Genomic DNA, 15,581 nt, shown 5'->3' on the forward strand with positions numbered 1-15,581 from the left:
CGCGTGTGACTGTGCAGTTGCGCCGACTCGAGCCTGTGGGGCGTGCAGTTGCGCCGACTCGAGCCTGTGGGGCGTGCGGTTGCGCCGACTCGGCGGGTGGATCAGTCGGGGATCCAGTCGAAGTTGTCCGGGTTGGGGCCGGTGCGCCCCTCCTCGCCGCGGTCGAGCCCGCTGATCGCGGCGACCTCGTCGGGGGTGAGGGAGAAGTCGAAGATCTCGAAGTTCTCGAGCATCCGCTCCTTGCGCATCGACTTGGGGAACACGATGTCGCCGCGCTCGATGTGCCAGCGCAGCGTCACCTGGGCCGGGGTCTTGCCGTGCGCCTCGGCGATCTGACCGATCACCGGGTCGCCGAGCACGCCGCCCTGGGCGATCGGCGACCAGGCCTCGACGGCCACCTGGTGGCGGTGCGAAGCGGCCCGCGCCTCCTCGTTGGCGAAGTAGGGGTGCACCTCGATCTGGTTGACCGCGGGCAGTACGCCGGTCTCCTCGACGATCCGGTCGAGGTGGGCGGGCTGGAAGTTCGACACCCCCACGGACGTCGCGCGGCCGTCGTCGACGAACGAGGCGAGCGTCTTCCAGGTGGAGACGAAGTCGCCGTCGTACCTGGTCGGCAGTGGCCAGTGGATGAGGAACAGGTCGATCCGGTCGAGCCCGAGCTTCTCCAGCGTCTCGTCGAACGCGCGGCGGGCGTCGTCGGGGCGGTGGAAGCCGTTGTTGAGCTTGCTGGTGATGTACAGCTCCTCGCGCGGGATGCCGGAGGAGCGGATCGCCTCGCCGACGCCGGCCTCGTTGCGATACATCTGCGCGGTGTCGATGTGGCGGTAACCGACCTCGAACGCGGTCGAGGTCACCGCCGCGGTCTGGTCGGGCGGCACCTGGAAGACCCCGAAGCCGAGCTGCGGGATGGAGGTGCCGTTGTTGAGGGCAAGGGACGGGATGTTCGTGTCTGCCATGTCTGGCTCCAACCTCTCGGGAACGGAATCATTCCCCCGGTGACCGATCTTCCTCCGGCCTACACAGACTTCGACACCCGCCTCGGCGCCTATGCGATCGTCGCCGACGACGGCGGGCGCGTGCTGCTCGCCCACTGGCAGGAGCTGTCGCGGTGGACCCTCCCCGGCGGCGGTGTCGAGCTGGACGAGACCCCCGAGGCGGCGACGGTCCGTGAGGTGGCCGAGGAGACGGGGTACGACGTGGAGCTCGTGCGGTTGCTGGGGGTGGACACCCTGGTCGTACCTCCTGGGCGCCGGTCGATCACCACGGACCGGGCCATGCGCATGGTCGGTGTCATCTACGAGGCGCGGGTCGTCGGAGGCGAGCTCGCCCACGAGGTCGGCGGCAGCACCGACCAGGCGCGGTGGTTCCCGGTGGAGGAGGTCCACTCGCTCGACCGGGTCGAGCTGGTCGACGTCGCGCTGCGCCTGTGGAGGGCTCAGGCCTGAGCGGCTCCCACCGGCGCGAGCGCGAGGTCGACCAGCAGGTCCGCGTGGGCCGTCGCGGAGTCGATCGTGGGCAGCGGCGCCTGGTCGGGGCCGACCAGCAGCCCGATCTCCGTGCACGCCAGGGCGACCGACTCGGCCCCTCGGGCGGCGAGATCGCGCATGATCTCGACGTACCTCTCGCGTGAGCCGTCGAGGAACCGACCCTGAGTGATCTCCTCGAAGATGACCCGATCCACCTCGGCGCGGTCTTCCTGGACCGGGACGACGACCGAGATGCCGTGACGCGCGAGCCGGTCGGCGTAGAACGTCTCCTCCATCACCCAGGACGCGCCGAGCAGGCCGAGGGTGGTCCATCCCGAGCGCTGCGCCACGGCCGCGACCGCGTCGGCGATGTGCACCGCCGGCACCGAGACGGCGGCCTCGACCGTGGGGAACACCTTGTGCATGAGGTTCGTGGCGATCGCGACCAGGTCGGCGCCGCCGTCCTCGCACCGCCGCCCGGCCTGGGCGAGCAGCTCGCCGGCGCCGGCCCAGTCCCCGCGCAGCTGGCAGTCGCGGACCTCGTCGAAGTCCAGCGACTGCAGCACGATCCGGGCCGAGGCGTGCCCGCCGCGGCGGGCCGCGACCTGCTCGTTGATCCGGCGGTAGTACGCCTCGGTGGAGTGCCAGGACATGCCCCCGATGAGGCCGATGGTCTGCATGTCTCCACTGTGGCGATCCAGCCCGACCCAAGGAATCCCTGTTCTAGTTGCACGGGCCATAAGTCATCCTTGGAGCCATGGAGCTCCTGGACCCTCGGCGGGTGCTGATCTTCCGGGCGGTCGCCCGCGCCGGATCGATCAGCGCTGCCGCCCGTGACCTCGGCTGGACCCAGCCGGCCGTGAGCCAGCACCTCGCGCGGCTCGAGCGCGACGTGGGTTGCCCGCTGCTGCTGCGCGGGGCGTCCGGCGTGAGCCTCACCGACGCCGGTACGGCGCTCCTGCGCCGGGCCGATGTCGTCGCGTCCGAGCTGCACGCCGCGGGCGAGGAGCTCGCGGACCTTGCCCAGCTGCGGGGTGGCCGGGTGCGGCTGGTGGCCTTCCCGTCCGCGGCGGCCACCCTGGTCCCCGCGGCACTCGGCGACCTGGCGCGCGAGCGCCCCGGCCTGGAGGTGCGGCTGGAGGAGGCCGAGCCGCCCGAGGCGATCGGCACCGTGCTCGCCGGGGACGCCGACCTCGCGCTGGTCTTCGGGTACGACGGCCCGCCCGAGGGGTTGGGGGTCCTCGAGTGGCACCCCGTCCTGGAGGAGGCGGTCCACCTGGTGCTGCCCGAGAGCGGCCCGGACGTCGGCGAGCTGGCGCAGCTCGCCGGCGCGGAGTGGATCGGTGGGTGCGTGCGCTGCCGGGCCCACCTGGTCGCGTGCTGTGCGGCTGCCGGGTTCGAGCCGTCGATCCGGCACGTCACCGACGACTACGTGGTGGTGCAGAACCTCGTGGCGGCCGGCCTCGGGGTGAGCGTGCTGCCCGCCTCGGCGCTGGCCGCCCACCGAGCACCCGGAGTGCGCAGCGTCGAGCTGTCCGAGCTGGGCCGGCGCCGGGTCGGGTTGGTGTTCCGTCCGGGCGCGGACGGCGTACCGGCCACCGCCGCCGTCGCTACCGCCCTGGCCCGCGTCAACGGGAACATGAGCCCGTGGCCGTGCGTTGAGCCACATGAACGAACTTGAGTTGAACCGACTCAAGTTATTTGCCAGACTCGCCGAAGCGGCGCGAGGATGGCCGCAACCTGAGACTCACAAGCGGAGGTAGCAGAAATGGCACGTGCGGTCGGCATCGACCTGGGCACGACGAACAGCGTCGTGGCCGTCCTGGAGGGTGGCGAACCCACCGTCATCGCCAACGCAGAGGGTGCCCGGACGACCCCGTCCGTCGTGGCCTTCGCCAAGTCCGGCGAGGTGCTCGTCGGCGAGGTCGCCAAGCGGCAGGCCGTGACCAACGTCGACCGGACGATCCGGTCGGTCAAGCGGCACATGGGCACCGACTGGAAGACCAAGATCGACGACAAGGACTTCACGCCGCAGCAGATCAGCGCGTTCGTCCTGCAGAAGCTCAAGCGCGACGCCGAGGCCTACCTCGGTGAGCCGGTGACCGACGCGGTCATCACGGTCCCGGCGTACTTCTCCGACGCCCAGCGCCAGGCCACCAAGGAGGCCGGTGAGATCGCGGGCCTCAACGTGAGCCGCATCGTCAACGAGCCGACCGCGGCCGCCCTGGCCTACGGCTTGGACAAGGGCGACGACCAGACGATCCTCGTCTTCGACCTCGGTGGCGGCACGTTCGACGTGTCGCTCCTCGAGATCGGCGAGGGCGTGGTCGAGGTCAAGGCGACCTCCGGTGACAACCACCTCGGTGGCGACGACTGGGACGCTCGCGTCGTCGAGTGGATGGTCAAGAAGTTCAAGGACAACAACGGCGTCGACCTCGCGGCCGACAAGATCGCCAAGCAGCGCCTCCAGGAGGCCGCGGAGAAGGCGAAGATCGAGCTGTCCTCCTCCTCCGAGACCACGATCCACCTGCCGTACATCACCCACGGCGAGTCCGGCCCGCTGCACTTCGAGGAGAAGCTCACCCGCAGCGAGTTCCAGCGGCTGACCGCCGACCTGCTCGACCGCACCAAGGGCCCGTTCCAGAGCGTGCTCAAGGACGGCGGCGTCGCGATCAAGGACATCGACCACGTGGTGCTCGTCGGCGGCTCGACCCGCATGCCCGCCGTGACCGACGTCGTCAAGGAGCTGCTCGGCGGCAAGGAGCCCAACAAGGGCGTCAACCCCGACGAGGTCGTGGCCGTCGGTGCCGCGCTCCAGGCCGGCGTCCTCAAGGGCGAGGTCAAGGACGTGCTGCTGCTCGACGTCACCCCGCTGTCGCTCGGCATCGAGACCAAGGGCGGCGTGATGACCACGCTGATCGAGCGCAACACCACCATCCCGACCAAGCGCTCGGAGATCTTCACGACCGCCGACGACAACCAGCCGTCGGTCGAGATCAAGGTCGCCCAGGGCGAGCGCCAGATGTGGGCGCAGAACCAGCCGCTCGGCAACTTCGAGCTCACCGGCCTCCCGCCGGCCCCGCGCGGCATCCCGAAGATCGAGGTCACCTTCGACATCGACGCCAACGGCATCGTGCACGTGACCGCCAAGGACCAGGCCTCCGGCAAGGAGCAGTCCATGACGATCTCCGGTGGCTCGGCGCTCGGCAAGGACGAGATCGACCGGATGGTCCGCGAGGCCGAGCAGTACGCCGAGGAGGACGCCAAGCGTCGCGAGACGGTCGAGACCCGCAACCAGGCCGAGCAGCTCGTCTACACGACCGAGAAGTTCCTCGACGAGAACGCCGACAAGCTGCCCGACGACGTCAAGACCGAGGTCCGCACCGACGTCGACGCGCTCAAGGTCACCCTCGAGAAGGAGGACGCCAGCGCCGAGGACATCCGCGCCGGGGTCACCAAGCTCGGGGAGTCCAGCCAGAAGATGGGTGCCGCGATGTACGCCGCCGCCGAGGCCGACCAGGCCGCGGCCGGTGGGTCCGCCGGCGCCACCGGTGAGGCCGACGACGACGTCGTCGACGCCGAGATCGTCGATGAGGGTCCGGCTGACGAGGGCGAGTCCAAGTGACGGAGGAGCGCCTGGCCGGCGGTGAGCAGTCCACCGAACCCGACCCGGGGTCGGTGGAGGAGGCACCGCCGGCCGGCGACCCGCCGGTCGGCGTGACCGAGTCCGACGCCGCCGCCGCGGAGCAGCAGGCCGAGCAGGAGGTCGAGGACGACCTCACGATCGCCCAGCGGGCGGTCGGCGAGCTCACCGGCGACCTGCAGCGGCTGCAGGCGGAGTTCCTCAACTACAAGCGCCGGGTCGACCGCGACCGCGAGCTGATCCGCGAGAACGCGACGTACGTCGCGCTCACGCCGATCATCGAGGTCCTCGACACGATCGACCGCGCCCGCGAGCACGCCGAGCTCGAGGGTGGCTTCAAGGCCGTCGCCGAGCAGCTCGAGCGCGTGGTCTCCGGCCTGGGTCTGGCGAAGTTCGGCGAGCCCGGGGACCCGTTCGACCCGACGATCCACGAGGCTCTCTCCCACATCGGGGAGGACCCCGAGGTCGCGGTGACGACCTGCAAGGTGGTCGCCAAGGCGGGCTACCGGATGGGCGAGCGGGTGGTGCGCGCCGCGCAGGTGCTAGTGGTCGACCCGCCGAGTGGCCCGACGGAGTAGGGCCTCGACCGAGTAGGAATGGCGATATCCAGATCGACACAGGAGAGGGGGTGCGCGCGTGAGCACGACTGACGGGTTCCGGGCCGACTGGGCCCAGAAGGACTTCTACGCCGAGCTGGGCGTGAAGAAGGACGCCTCGGTCGACGAGATCAAGAAGGCCTACCGCAAGCTGGCGCGCGCCAACCACCCCGACTCCAACCCGGGCGACACCACCAAGCACGACAAGTTCAAGGCGGTCGCCGAGGCCTACGACGTCGTCGGCGACCCCGAGAAGCGCAAGAAGTACGACGAGATGCGCGAGCTCTACGGCTCCGGCACCTTCCGCGGCGGCTTCGGCGGTGGTGGCGGCCAGGGCGGCGCCGGCGGGTTCAACCTCGAGGACCTGCTGCGTGACCGGGCCGGCGGCGGCGGTGGCTTCGGCGACATGTTCGGCGACCTGTTCGGTGGCGGCGGCTTCGGCCGCCAGGGCGGCGGCGCCGGCCGGCGCCAGCAGCAGCGCCCGCGGGCCCAGAAGGGCCAGGACGTCGAGACCACGGCGACGATCAGCTTCACCGACGCGATCGACGGCGTCACGATCTCGCTGCGGCTGACCTCCGACGCGCCCTGCCCCGACTGCCACGGCACCGGCGGCAAGCCCGGCACCAAGCCGCACGTCTGCCCGGAGTGCGACGGCGCCGGGTTCGTGGTGGCCTCTGCCGGTGGGGCGTTCTCGATCAACGAGACCTGCCCGCGCTGCGGTGGCCGCCAGCTCGTCTACGACGAGGCGTGCCCGACCTGCCACGGCTCCGGCCGCGGCACCTCGGCGCGGTCCATCCAGGCGCGGATCCCCGCCGGCGTACGCGACGGTCAGCGCATCCGCCTGCGCGGCAAGGGCGGTGCCGGTGAGAACGGCGGCCCCGCCGGCGACCTGTTCGTCACCGTCAAGGTCGCCCCGCACCGGCTGTTCGGCCGCGCGGGCGACAACCTCACGCTGGACGTGCCGGTGTCCTTCGACGAGCTCGCGCTCGGGGCGGACATCAAGATCCCCACCCTCGGCGGCGCCCCGGTGACCCTCAAGGTCCCCGCCGGCACCCCCAGCGGCCGCACGTTCCGCGTGCGCGGTCGGGGTGCGCCGAAGTCCGACGGCACCAAGGGCGACCTGCTCGCCACCGTCGAGGTGAAGGTGCCGGCGGTGCTGGACACCCAGGCGCGGGCGGCCGTGGAGGCCTACCGCGAGGCGACAGCGGGCAAGCCGTTGCGTTCGGGACTCTTCGAGGAGGCATGAGATGCCGACCCGTCGTCCGCCGTTCGAGCCGCCCGGCCCGGACGCGGCTGTCTTCGTCATCAGCGTCGCCGCCGAACTGAGCGGCCTGCACCCGCAGACCCTGCGCACCTACGAGCGGATGGGCCTGGTCTCGCCGGGCCGCACCGTCGGCGGTGGGCGCCGCTACTCCCACCGCGACATCGAGCGGTTGCGCGAGATCTCCGAGCTGACGTCGTCCGGCATCGGCATCGAGGGCGTACGCCGCATCCTCGACCTCGAGAACCGCGCCGCCGCGCTCGCCCAGCGCAACGAGGAGCTGCGCCAGGAGGTCGACGCGCTCCGCGAGGCCCTGCGCGAGGCGTTGCGGGCCGCCTCGGCGGCCCCCGGCGTCCTGCCCAACAAGCTGCCGGTGCTCCGCGCCCCCGACCCCGGGCAGTCGGTGGTCGTGTGGCGGCGCGGGCGCTGATCTTCCGTCAACTTCTAGAGTCGGCCCCGTGACGATCGAGCAGCGCGACTGGGCCCGCCGGGTGGTCGCGGGCTGCTGGGTGCTGGCGGTCGGCTCGTTCGCGCTGCTGCCACTGATCAGCACCGGTGCGGACGCCGAGCGCGTGCCCGGTCTCACCGAGGTCTCGTGGTGGGTCGGTGCGCTGCTGGTGACGCTCCAGGCGGGCCTCGTGCTGCGGTGGTGGTCGAACCCCCGGGTCGCCTTGCTGATGGTCGCCCCGGTGGCCGTGCTCGCCGGTGGGGTGACGCTCGGGGACGCCACCAACGTCACCGGGTTCTTCGTGATGGCGGCGGCGTACCTCCTCGCCGTCGCGCGCCCCGTGCGTGAGACCTGGCCGGCGTTCGTCGCGGCGGCCGGTCAGGTGGCCTGCGGGGGCTACTTCGCCGGGCTGCGGCTCGACGACCCGGTGCTGACGTCGATCGGTGGCTCCCTGCTGCAGGCGATCGGCACGGTCGGTGCGCCGGTGCTGGTCGGCGTCCTGGTCGCGACCCGGCGCGAGTCGCAGGCGGCCCGCGAGGACCAGCAGCGGGCGCTGCTGAGCGAGCGCGACGCGCTGCTCACCGCCGCCGTCGCCCGCGAGCGCACCGCGATGGCCCGCGAGCTCCACGACATCGCCGCCCACCACCTGTCCGGCATCGCGGTGATGAGTGCCGCGATCGGCACCCAGATCGACACCGACCCCGAGGGCGCGAAGGAGGCCGCCGCGCAGGTACGCCGCCAGAGCGTGTCGGTGCTGCACGACCTGCGCAGCCTCGTGGGTCTGCTGCGGGTCGACGAGGCCCCGTCCGGCACGACCCCGACCCGGATCGAGAACCTCGGCGGGCTGGCCACCCTGACGTCGGACTTCTCGGCCGCGACGCCAGTGGACCTGACGGTCCTCGAGTCGTCCGATCGCCCGCTAGGTCATGGGATCGGCCCGCTCGCCCAGCTCGCGGCGTACCGCATGGTGCAGGAGTCGCTCGCGAACGCCTCCCGGCACGCGCCGGGCGCCCGCTGCGAGGTGCTGGTCGACGACCGCGACGGTGCGTCGTTGGTGGTGTCGGTGCGCAACGACCCGCCCATGCGGCCGCCGGATGTGGCGGTCGGGTCGAGCGGCTTCGGGCTGGTCGGCATGCGCGAGCGCGCCGAGTTAACCGGCGCGCGGCTCGAGCACGGCCCGACGTCCGACGGCGGCTGGCAGGTGCTGCTGCGGATCCCGCGCGACCCCGACTTCTTGGAGGAGACATGATCCGCGTCGTCATCGCCGACGACCAGCCGCTGATCCGCGCCGGCCTCGCCACGCTCATCGGTGCCGAGCCCGACATCGAGGTCGTCGGCGTCGCCTCCGACGGGCTCGAGGCCGTCTCGACCGCGCAGTCACTGCGGCCTGACGTGGTGTGCATGGACATCCGGATGCCCGGCCAGGACGGCATCGCCGCCACCCGCGCGCTGTGCGGTCCGGGTGCCGAGGACCCGATCCCGGTGCTGGTGCTGACGACGTTCGACATCGACGACTACGTGTTCGGGGCACTCGAGGCGGGGGCGTCGGGCTTCCTGCTCAAGGACGCCGACCCTGCGGTGATCATCGCGGCCGTGCGCTCGGTGGCGGCCGGCAACGGCACCATCGATCAGACCCTGACCCGCCGGGTGCTGCGCGAGTTCACCACCCGGCGGCAGACCCAGCCGGTCACCGCCGGCCGCGCCACCGAGCTGCTCACCTCCCGCGAGCTCGACATCCTGCTGCTCCTCGCCCAAGGCATGTCCAACGAGGAGATCGCCGAGCAGCTGGTGCTCGAGGTCTCCACGGTGAAGTCGCACCTGGCCCGGATGATGCCCAAGCTCGGCGTCCGCTCGCGGCTGCAGGCCGCCGTGTGGGCCTACCAGAACCGGGTCGTCGAGGTCCCCGACTGAGGTTTCCCTCCGCGGGGGAGGTCCCGATCTGGAGCCACCCCAGGACGTCATCCGGTCGGAGCAACAGGTAGCAACAGGTAGCGCCCCCCGTATGACGTCTGGGGATCGGGTCGCTCGATGAGCGCGTTGCATCGAAGGATGCAAGCGCGGAAGACCGTTCTCGCGAGGCTCGTTGGGGGCGCTCCCACTTCCTAGCGTCGTAGGTGATGAATCAAGAGATCCCACGACTCGACGGAGAACCCTTCGTGACCACCCAGACCCTGCCCCAGACCACGTCGCAGTCGACGGCGCAGACCGCCGTACGGCTGCTCGACGTCACCAAGAGCTACGACGGCGGGCCGGCGCCCGTGACCGCGCTGCGGTCGGTGTCGCTGGCACTGCGCCCCGGCTCGTTCACCGCCGTGATGGGCCCCTCGGGGTCCGGCAAGTCCACGCTGCTGAACACGGCAGCCGGCCTCGACACCCCCAGCAGCGGACGGGTGCTGATCGGTGAGGTCGACATCAGCACGATGTCGGCCGACCAGCTGACCCGCTTCCGCCGCGAGCACATCGGCTTCGTGTTCCAGGCCTACAACCTGATCAACCACCTCACCGTCGCCGAGAACATCCAGCTCCCGGTGCGGCTCAGTGGCCGCGAGCCCGACCTGGCCCGCCAAGCAGAGCTGGTCGAGGCCGTTGGTCTGACTGGCATGGACCACCGGCTCCCCGGCGAGCTGTCCGGCGGCCAGGCGCAGCGGGTGGCGATCGCCCGCGCGCTGGTCACCAGCCCCACGGTCGTCTTCGCCGACGAGCCCACCGGGGCGCTCGACTCGCGGACCGGCGCGCAGGTGCTGGACGTGCTCCGTGACACCGCACGCCGCCAGGGCCAGACCGTGGTGCTCGTGACCCACGACCCGCAGGTCGCCTCCGCCGCCGAGCGGGTCCTCTTCCTTGCCGACGGGCGGCTCGTCGACCAGCTCGACGGCCCGACCGTCGAGCAGATCACCGGGCGCATGGTCGCCCTGAGCAAGTGAAAGGGCAGGTGAGCGCGATGAGCACGATGACCGCCAGCTTCGGCCCCGCCGTCCGCAACGCCCGCTCCGCCGTACGCGCCGACCGCGGCGGCGTCGCCGGCACCTTCATCGTCCTGATGCTGGCCGCGGCCCTGATCTCCGCGACCGGCGTCGTGATGGAGTCCGGCATCCGCGCGCAGGCCGACGGCGCCGGCGACGCCGCGCTGCTCGCCACCCTCGCCGGCTCCTTCGCCGGTACGGCGCTCGCCGTCGTGGTGCTCGTCGTCGCCTCGACGTTCGCGCTGGCGATCCGGCGTCGCCGTCGGGAGTTCGCGCTGATGCGCGCCGTCGGTGCCACCCGCCGTCAGGTACGCCGGATGGTCGGTGCCGAGGTCCTCCTCGTCACCGCCGTGGCCGCTCCGATGGGCGCCGTGCCCGGTCTGTTCGCCGCTCGGCTGCTGACCCCGACGCTGGTCGACAGCGGCATCGTCTCCGACGGCTTCCAGCTGACGCTCTCGCCGATCCCCGTGCTTGCCGCGGTGGCCATGCTGCTGCCCGTCTCGTGGCTCGCCGCCCGGCTCGCGGTGCGCGAGACCCTGAAGATGGCGCCGACCGCGGCCGTCCGCGAGGCCACCATCGAGAAGCCCCCGATCGGGCGCACTCGCCAGATCATCGCCGCCGTGCTTGCGGTCGGCGGCCTCTCGGTCGCGTTCTCGTCGGTCGCAGTGCCCGGCACCGTCGGTGCCGCAGCAGCGGCCTCCTCCGCCTTCCTGCTGGTGGGTGCTGCCGCGCTCGCCGGACCGCTGCTGGTCACCCGTCTCCTGGGCCAGAGCTCCTCGCTGATCTCCCACGCGGGAGGCGTCAGCACCGGGCTGGCTCTCGCGAACACCCGCGGGTTCGCCCGCCGGCTGACCACCGCGATCGTCCCGCTCGCCCTGGCTCTCTCGGCCGGCACCGTGCAGACCAGCGTCGACAAGACCGTCTCCGAGGCGGCCACCCGACAACTCGGCGCGGGCATCCACGCCCAGCTCGTCGCGACCCCCCTGGGCTCTGATGGCCTCACGGCCGACCAGGTCGACCGGATCGCCGGCCTGCCCGGCGTACGCTCCGCGACGCCGCTGTCCACCGTCGCCACCGAGGTGCGCACCGACGACGAGATGCCGTCGGCCCTCAGCGGACTTGCGTGGGAACCGTTCCAGCTGCGCGTGCTGCCCGACGGCGGCCGCGGCGACGCGCTCGACCCGGACGTGACAGCGGGCTCGCTCGCCGACCTTGGCAGCGCGGACACCGTGGCGATCAGTGCGGACGCGAAGTTCGACCTGGGCAAGGGCATCGGTGACAAGGTGACGGTGCGGTTCCCCGACGACAGTGAGACCGACGCGAAGATCGTCGCGGTCTACGACCGCAGCCTCGGGTTCGGTGGCTACCTCGTCGGTGCGTCGACCGTGGCCAGCCACGACCCGGACGCGGCCACGAACACGGTGCTCGTCTCGACCGACCCCGGTGCCTCCGCGGAGGTCGCGTCGGAGCTGAAGGACCTCGGCGTCACCGCACAGACGAAGGACGCGTACGTCGACTCCGTGCAGACGGCTGCGGCCAGCAGCCAGCACCTGTCCGCCGTACTCCTTCTTGCCCTGCTGGCCTTCGTCGGCCTCGCCGCCGCGAACACCCTCGTGATGACCACCGCGGGCCGCCGCGCCGAGCTCGACCTCCTGCGCCGCACCGGCGCCACCCGCAAGCAGCTGCTGCGGATGGCTTGGGTCGAGTCGCTCATCACCGGAGCAGCCGCCTGGGTGATCGGCACCGTCGCCGTCATCCCCGCCGTCCTCGGCGTCGGCTTCGGCCTGCTGGGCGCGTCGATGCCCGGCGTCGGCTGGACGGCGTACGCCGTGCTCAGCCTGCTGGTGTTCGCCATCGCGGGGCTGACCATCGTGCCGACCGTGGTGCGCAGCCTGCGGGGCCCGGTCTCGGCGCGGTCGGCCGGGTGAGCCGGAGCGACGGCGGGTAACGTCACGGTGTGGTCGACGTGGGTCCGGTGCTGGTCGACCACCGCGAACGCAATAGCCCGATCCCGGACGCTCTCGTCGCCGCCGGACTCGACGTCCAGCTGACCGATCTGCCCGTCGGCGACTACGTCCTCGGGCAAGGGCTGGCGATCGAGCGCAAGGGCCCGAACGACCTCGGCGCATCGATCCGCGACGGCCGCATCTTCGACCAGGCCGTCCGGCTGCAGTCGGCCTTCCCCCAGGCGGTCCTCCTGGTGGAGGGCGAACCGCGCGGGATCGCCGAAGACGCGTGGCGTGGGGCGGTGTGCCGGCTGGTGGAGGACGGGTTCACCGTGCTGCACAGTCTGGACGCCGAGGACAGTGCAGCGTGGATCGTGCGGCTCGCCAAGCGCGCCCGTCGCGCCGGACCGACCACCCGCACCGACGGCCCGCGTCGCGCACCCCGCCATCCGTCCGCGCAGGCCGAGGTGATGCTCTCCGTCGTGCCGGGGATCAGCACCGCCATGGCCCGCAGCCTGCTCGACGCCTACGGCAGTGTGGCCGAGGTCGCGGCAGCCGCACCTGACGGTCTGCGTCGCCATCCCGGCATCGGCCGGGTGCGCGCCGCCCGACTCGCGGAGGCACTCCTCGGGCAGTACGTCGCGCTCCTCGACCGCGAGCCGGAGCCGCAGCGGCCCGCCCGCGGGCAGCGGCCGGCGCGCCGATGGATCCTCACCGGCCCGGAGCCAGCCGAGGAGTTGCAGTCCTTCGACCGTCGAGCCATCGCCCTGCGCGCCCTGCAGTCGGCCGCCGCCGGCACCCAGCTGATCGACGGGCTCACCGGCGAGGTGGTGGCAGCAGCCACTGAGGTGGGTCACCGCCGCGCCTGAGGCCCGGGCCGGCGGTCACCGCCCGTCGAGGTCGTCGTCGGAGAGCCGCGGCAGCGCCGTGGTCTCGGCGTCCATGTCGATCTCGGCCCCGGGATCCGGGAGCGCTGCGCCCCGGCGGCGGGACGGATGGGGGCGCAGTGGGGCGGGCCAGGTGCGGACCGGGCGCCGCAGCTGGAGCTGACGGCGTACTCGCTGCTCGAGGTCAAGCTCGCGCTGCACCCGCTTGACGGTCGACAGGACGGTGCTGTGCAGCTCGCGCAGCTGGGGATCGGCCACTGCGGTGGCCATGTCCTCGAGGCGGCTGCGGGCTTCGGGCAGGCCGAGCATCGACTCGCGCAGCGCCTCGAAGTCCGCCGAGTCCGCCTGGCCGGCCGGCGACGCCTCGAGCCGGACGAGCTCACCGAAGGCGTCGACGGCGTCGGCCAGCTCACGACACGTCAGGGCCAGGCCGAGGAGCACGTCCGGGCCGCTGTCGTCCTCGAGCCAGGCGGGGTCGCCCTCGACGGCGTCGGCGAGCGCCCGGTACATCGAGCGGATGGTCAGGGCGGTGTGTTCGAGCGACTCCAGCCCGTGCCGCAGGCCGGGTCCGAGGTCCGGCGTACCGACGGCGCGGACGTTGAGGCGACGCCCCTGCTCGGCGTGCAGCAGCGCGGCCCCGACCCGGGGGACGTCGTGATGGGTGATCCGGCGCGCGTCCTCGAGCCAGGCGCCTGCGGCTGAGGCGGTCGAGCCGCGGTCGCCGGCCAGGTGCTCCAGGGCGTCGGCGGAGCGTCGCAGGAGGGCGCTGATCGCGTCCGCCAGGCCTTCGATCTCGCGGCCGGCGTCGGAGGTGGGGACGCGCGGCGGGAAGAGCAGGTTGGCGGCGATGCCGATGCCCGCGCCGACGAGCGTCTCCGCGATGCGCTGCCCCGCGGCTGCCTCGGCGCCGAGCGAGCCGACCCCGAGCACGAGCATCCCGCTGATCGCGACCTCCATGAGGTTGTCCCGCAGCCGGAGCGCCTGCCCCAAGGTGACCGAGATGAGGATGAGCAGGCCGAGGCTCCACCAGGCCAGGGGTACGACGGCGGCGAACCCGACCGCCAGCGATACCCCGGTCACCACCGCCACGACGCGATCGAGGCCGCTGGCCAGCAGCGAGACCGGCGTGACCTGTACGACCAGCATCGCGGTCAAGGGCGCGAGCAGCGGTTCGGTCCCCGGGAACAGCAGGGTTGCCGCGACGTAGCTGATCACCGCCGCCACGGTGATCCGCAGCGACCAGAGCACCGCACCGCGCCACCCCGTGCGCAGCCGCCTCACCTCACGGCTGAGCCTCCCGCGCCACTGGTCACGCATCCATCGATCATGGCGCACCGCGGGTGAGGCGCGCGGCGCGCCGTCGAGACGTGCGTCGTCGCGGGCTGCGCGTCAGGTCAGGTCGACGACCAAGCGTCGATCGTTCACCCCGATCTCCTGGCGCTGCCAGCCGGCGGCGGCGTGCGCAAGAGGCACCACCTCGTGGGCGACGGTCAGTCCATCGGATGCCGCGTGACCGAGCAGGGCATCCAGCGCAGCGCGCCGCTGGTCGGCGGTGAGCGAGTTGTTGGTGTAGCCGAGGATGCTCTGGCTGCCGCCGCGAAGAAGGGCGCTGGTGAAGGTGGCCTCGGTGCCGGCGGAGCTGCCGAGGTTGACCAGGCGGCCGCCCGGGGCGAGGCACTGGGCGGCCGCGGTCGCTGGCACTCCGCAGAGCGGGTCGATCACCAGGTCGAACGGACGTCCGTCCAAGGCGCGGATGCGGGTGACGAGCTCGTCGACCCGGTCGTCGTCGCGCAGCCGCACGATGCCGTCGGCGCCCAAGGACTCCGCGGTGGCGACGGCGCGGTCGGAGCGGCAGGCGGCGTACACGGCCGAGGCGCCGAGGAGACGCGCGCACTGCAGCGCCACCTGGCCGACGACACCGCCGGCGCCCAGGACCAGCACCCGCTCGCCGGGCTTCAGCTCGCCGCGCCAGGTCAGCGACATCCAGGCGGCGATGGCGGAGTAGCCCAGGGCGGCGACGAGGGTGTCGGGGACGCCGGCGGTGATCGGCACCAGGTCGGCGGCGTCGGCGACCGCGAGCTCCGCGAGGCTGCCGTCGCCTGGGGCCATGCCGGCCGAGGTCGGGAACCACACGCGGGTGCCGGGCTCGTGCAGCGGCGAGCTCACGACGGTGCCGACGCCCTGGACGCCCGGGACGTAGGGCAGCGCGGGCGGGCCGAAGTAGGAGGTGCCGGTCGCGCACAGGATGTCCAGCGGGGTGATCGGCGCGGCGGCCACCGCGATCAGCGCCTGGCCCGGGCCCGGCACCGGCTCGGGGACGACGACGAGCTCCGGGGGAGCGCCGTGCTGGGTGATGTGTGCGGCGCGCACG

General features: G+C 72.4%; 15 protein-coding genes. 11 read left to right on the forward strand and 4 right to left on the reverse strand.

All coding sequences use genetic code 11. The annotated features are described in order from the left end of the window. Positions 1-101: 101 nt before the first annotated feature. Positions 102-956, reverse strand: coding sequence for an aldo/keto reductase (locus tag AC3ANS_RS01150; protein ID WP_488294345.1), 855 nt, complete (start codon positions 954-956; stop codon positions 102-104). Between the two features lie 39 nt (positions 957-995). On the opposite strand from AC3ANS_RS01150, the gene AC3ANS_RS01155 reads away from it, so the two are divergent. After that, entirely contained in the window at positions 996-1,445 is a 450-nt protein-coding gene (locus AC3ANS_RS01155; RefSeq protein WP_488294346.1) for an NUDIX hydrolase, read from the forward strand. Here AC3ANS_RS01155 and AC3ANS_RS01160 read toward each other — a convergent pair. Further along, a complete protein-coding gene (locus AC3ANS_RS01160; RefSeq protein WP_488294347.1) occupies positions 1,436-2,146 on the reverse strand; it encodes an aspartate/glutamate racemase family protein in 711 nt (236 codons plus the stop codon). The genes AC3ANS_RS01155 and AC3ANS_RS01160 overlap by 10 nt on opposite strands. A 77-nt stretch (positions 2,147-2,223) precedes the next feature. Between AC3ANS_RS01160 and AC3ANS_RS01165 the strand changes: the two genes are divergently transcribed. The 10 genes from AC3ANS_RS01165 to AC3ANS_RS01210 all read left to right on the forward strand — a co-directional run bounded on the left by AC3ANS_RS01165 (position 2,224) and on the right by AC3ANS_RS01210 (position 13,192). After that, complete coding sequence (locus AC3ANS_RS01165) at positions 2,224-3,147, forward strand: LysR family transcriptional regulator (protein WP_488294348.1); 924 nt, start codon at positions 2,224-2,226, stop codon at positions 3,145-3,147. A gap of 87 nt (positions 3,148-3,234) precedes the next feature. Continuing rightward, entirely contained in the window at positions 3,235-5,091 is a 1,857-nt protein-coding gene (gene dnaK, locus AC3ANS_RS01170) for a molecular chaperone DnaK (RefSeq protein WP_488294349.1), read from the forward strand. Next, entirely contained in the window at positions 5,088-5,687 is a 600-nt protein-coding gene (gene grpE, locus AC3ANS_RS01175; protein WP_488294350.1) for a nucleotide exchange factor GrpE, read from the forward strand. Before dnaK ends, grpE begins: the two co-directional genes overlap by 4 nt. A gap of 58 nt (positions 5,688-5,745) precedes the next feature. Next, positions 5,746-6,951: a molecular chaperone DnaJ gene (gene dnaJ, locus AC3ANS_RS01180; protein WP_488294351.1), complete on the forward strand. Its 1,206-nt coding sequence runs from the start codon at positions 5,746-5,748 to the stop codon at positions 6,949-6,951. 1 nt (position 6,952) lies between these two features. Then, complete coding sequence (locus AC3ANS_RS01185) at positions 6,953-7,396, forward strand: heat shock protein transcriptional repressor HspR (RefSeq protein ID WP_488294352.1); 444 nt, start codon at positions 6,953-6,955, stop codon at positions 7,394-7,396. Positions 7,397-7,424: 28 nt separating this feature from the next. Beyond that, positions 7,425-8,663 (forward strand): sensor histidine kinase, encoded by a 1,239-nt coding sequence (locus AC3ANS_RS01190; RefSeq protein ID WP_488294353.1) that lies wholly within the window; start codon positions 7,425-7,427, stop codon positions 8,661-8,663. Further along, entirely contained in the window at positions 8,660-9,325 is a 666-nt protein-coding gene (locus AC3ANS_RS01195; protein WP_488294354.1) for a response regulator, read from the forward strand. The genes AC3ANS_RS01190 and AC3ANS_RS01195 overlap by 4 nt, the downstream gene beginning before the upstream one ends. A gap of 245 nt (positions 9,326-9,570) precedes the next feature. Beyond that, positions 9,571-10,338: an ABC transporter ATP-binding protein gene (locus AC3ANS_RS01200; RefSeq protein WP_488294355.1), complete on the forward strand. Its 768-nt coding sequence runs from the start codon at positions 9,571-9,573 to the stop codon at positions 10,336-10,338. A gap of 17 nt (positions 10,339-10,355) precedes the next feature. Continuing rightward, positions 10,356-12,305 (forward strand): FtsX-like permease family protein, encoded by a 1,950-nt coding sequence (locus AC3ANS_RS01205; protein ID WP_488294356.1) that lies wholly within the window; start codon positions 10,356-10,358, stop codon positions 12,303-12,305. A gap of 29 nt (positions 12,306-12,334) precedes the next feature. Continuing rightward, positions 12,335-13,192: an ERCC4 domain-containing protein gene (locus AC3ANS_RS01210; protein WP_488294357.1), complete on the forward strand. Its 858-nt coding sequence runs from the start codon at positions 12,335-12,337 to the stop codon at positions 13,190-13,192. A 15-nt stretch (positions 13,193-13,207) separates the two neighbouring features. Here AC3ANS_RS01210 and AC3ANS_RS01215 read toward each other — a convergent pair whose 3' ends face one another. Continuing rightward, on the reverse strand, positions 13,208-14,527 hold the full coding sequence (locus AC3ANS_RS01215) for an FUSC family protein (protein ID WP_488294358.1): 1,320 nt from the start codon (positions 14,525-14,527) through the stop codon (positions 13,208-13,210). 72 nt (positions 14,528-14,599) lie between these two features. Further along, on the reverse strand, positions 14,600-15,580 hold the full coding sequence (locus AC3ANS_RS01220; RefSeq protein ID WP_488294359.1) for a quinone oxidoreductase family protein: 981 nt from the start codon (positions 15,578-15,580) through the stop codon (positions 14,600-14,602). Between the last annotated feature and the right edge of the window lies 1 nt (position 15,581).

This window comes from Nocardia sp. 149-1B (genome assembly GCF_057747975.1).

What these genes read in the sequence shown, in the direction of transcription:
- AC3ANS_RS01185 (WP_488294352.1), top strand. Translation starts at nt 6,953, where the DNA reads ATGCCGACCCGTCGTCCGCCGTTCGAGCCGCCCGGCCCGGACGCGGCT.
- AC3ANS_RS01195 (WP_488294354.1), top strand. Translation starts at nt 8,660, where the DNA reads ATGATCCGCGTCGTCATCGCCGACGACCAGCCGCTGATCCGCGCCGGC.
- AC3ANS_RS01160 (WP_488294347.1), bottom strand. Translation starts at nt 2,146, where the DNA reads ATGCAGACCATCGGCCTCATCGGGGGCATGTCCTGGCACTCCACCGAG.
- AC3ANS_RS01150 (WP_488294345.1), bottom strand. Translation starts at nt 956, where the DNA reads ATGGCAGACACGAACATCCCGTCCCTTGCCCTCAACAACGGCACCTCC.
- dnaK (WP_488294349.1), top strand. Translation starts at nt 3,235, where the DNA reads ATGGCACGTGCGGTCGGCATCGACCTGGGCACGACGAACAGCGTCGTG.
- AC3ANS_RS01205 (WP_488294356.1), top strand. Translation starts at nt 10,356, where the DNA reads ATGAGCACGATGACCGCCAGCTTCGGCCCCGCCGTCCGCAACGCCCGC.
- AC3ANS_RS01165 (WP_488294348.1), top strand. Translation starts at nt 2,224, where the DNA reads ATGGAGCTCCTGGACCCTCGGCGGGTGCTGATCTTCCGGGCGGTCGCC.
- AC3ANS_RS01215 (WP_488294358.1), bottom strand. Translation starts at nt 14,527, where the DNA reads ATGCGTGACCAGTGGCGCGGGAGGCTCAGCCGTGAGGTGAGGCGGCTG.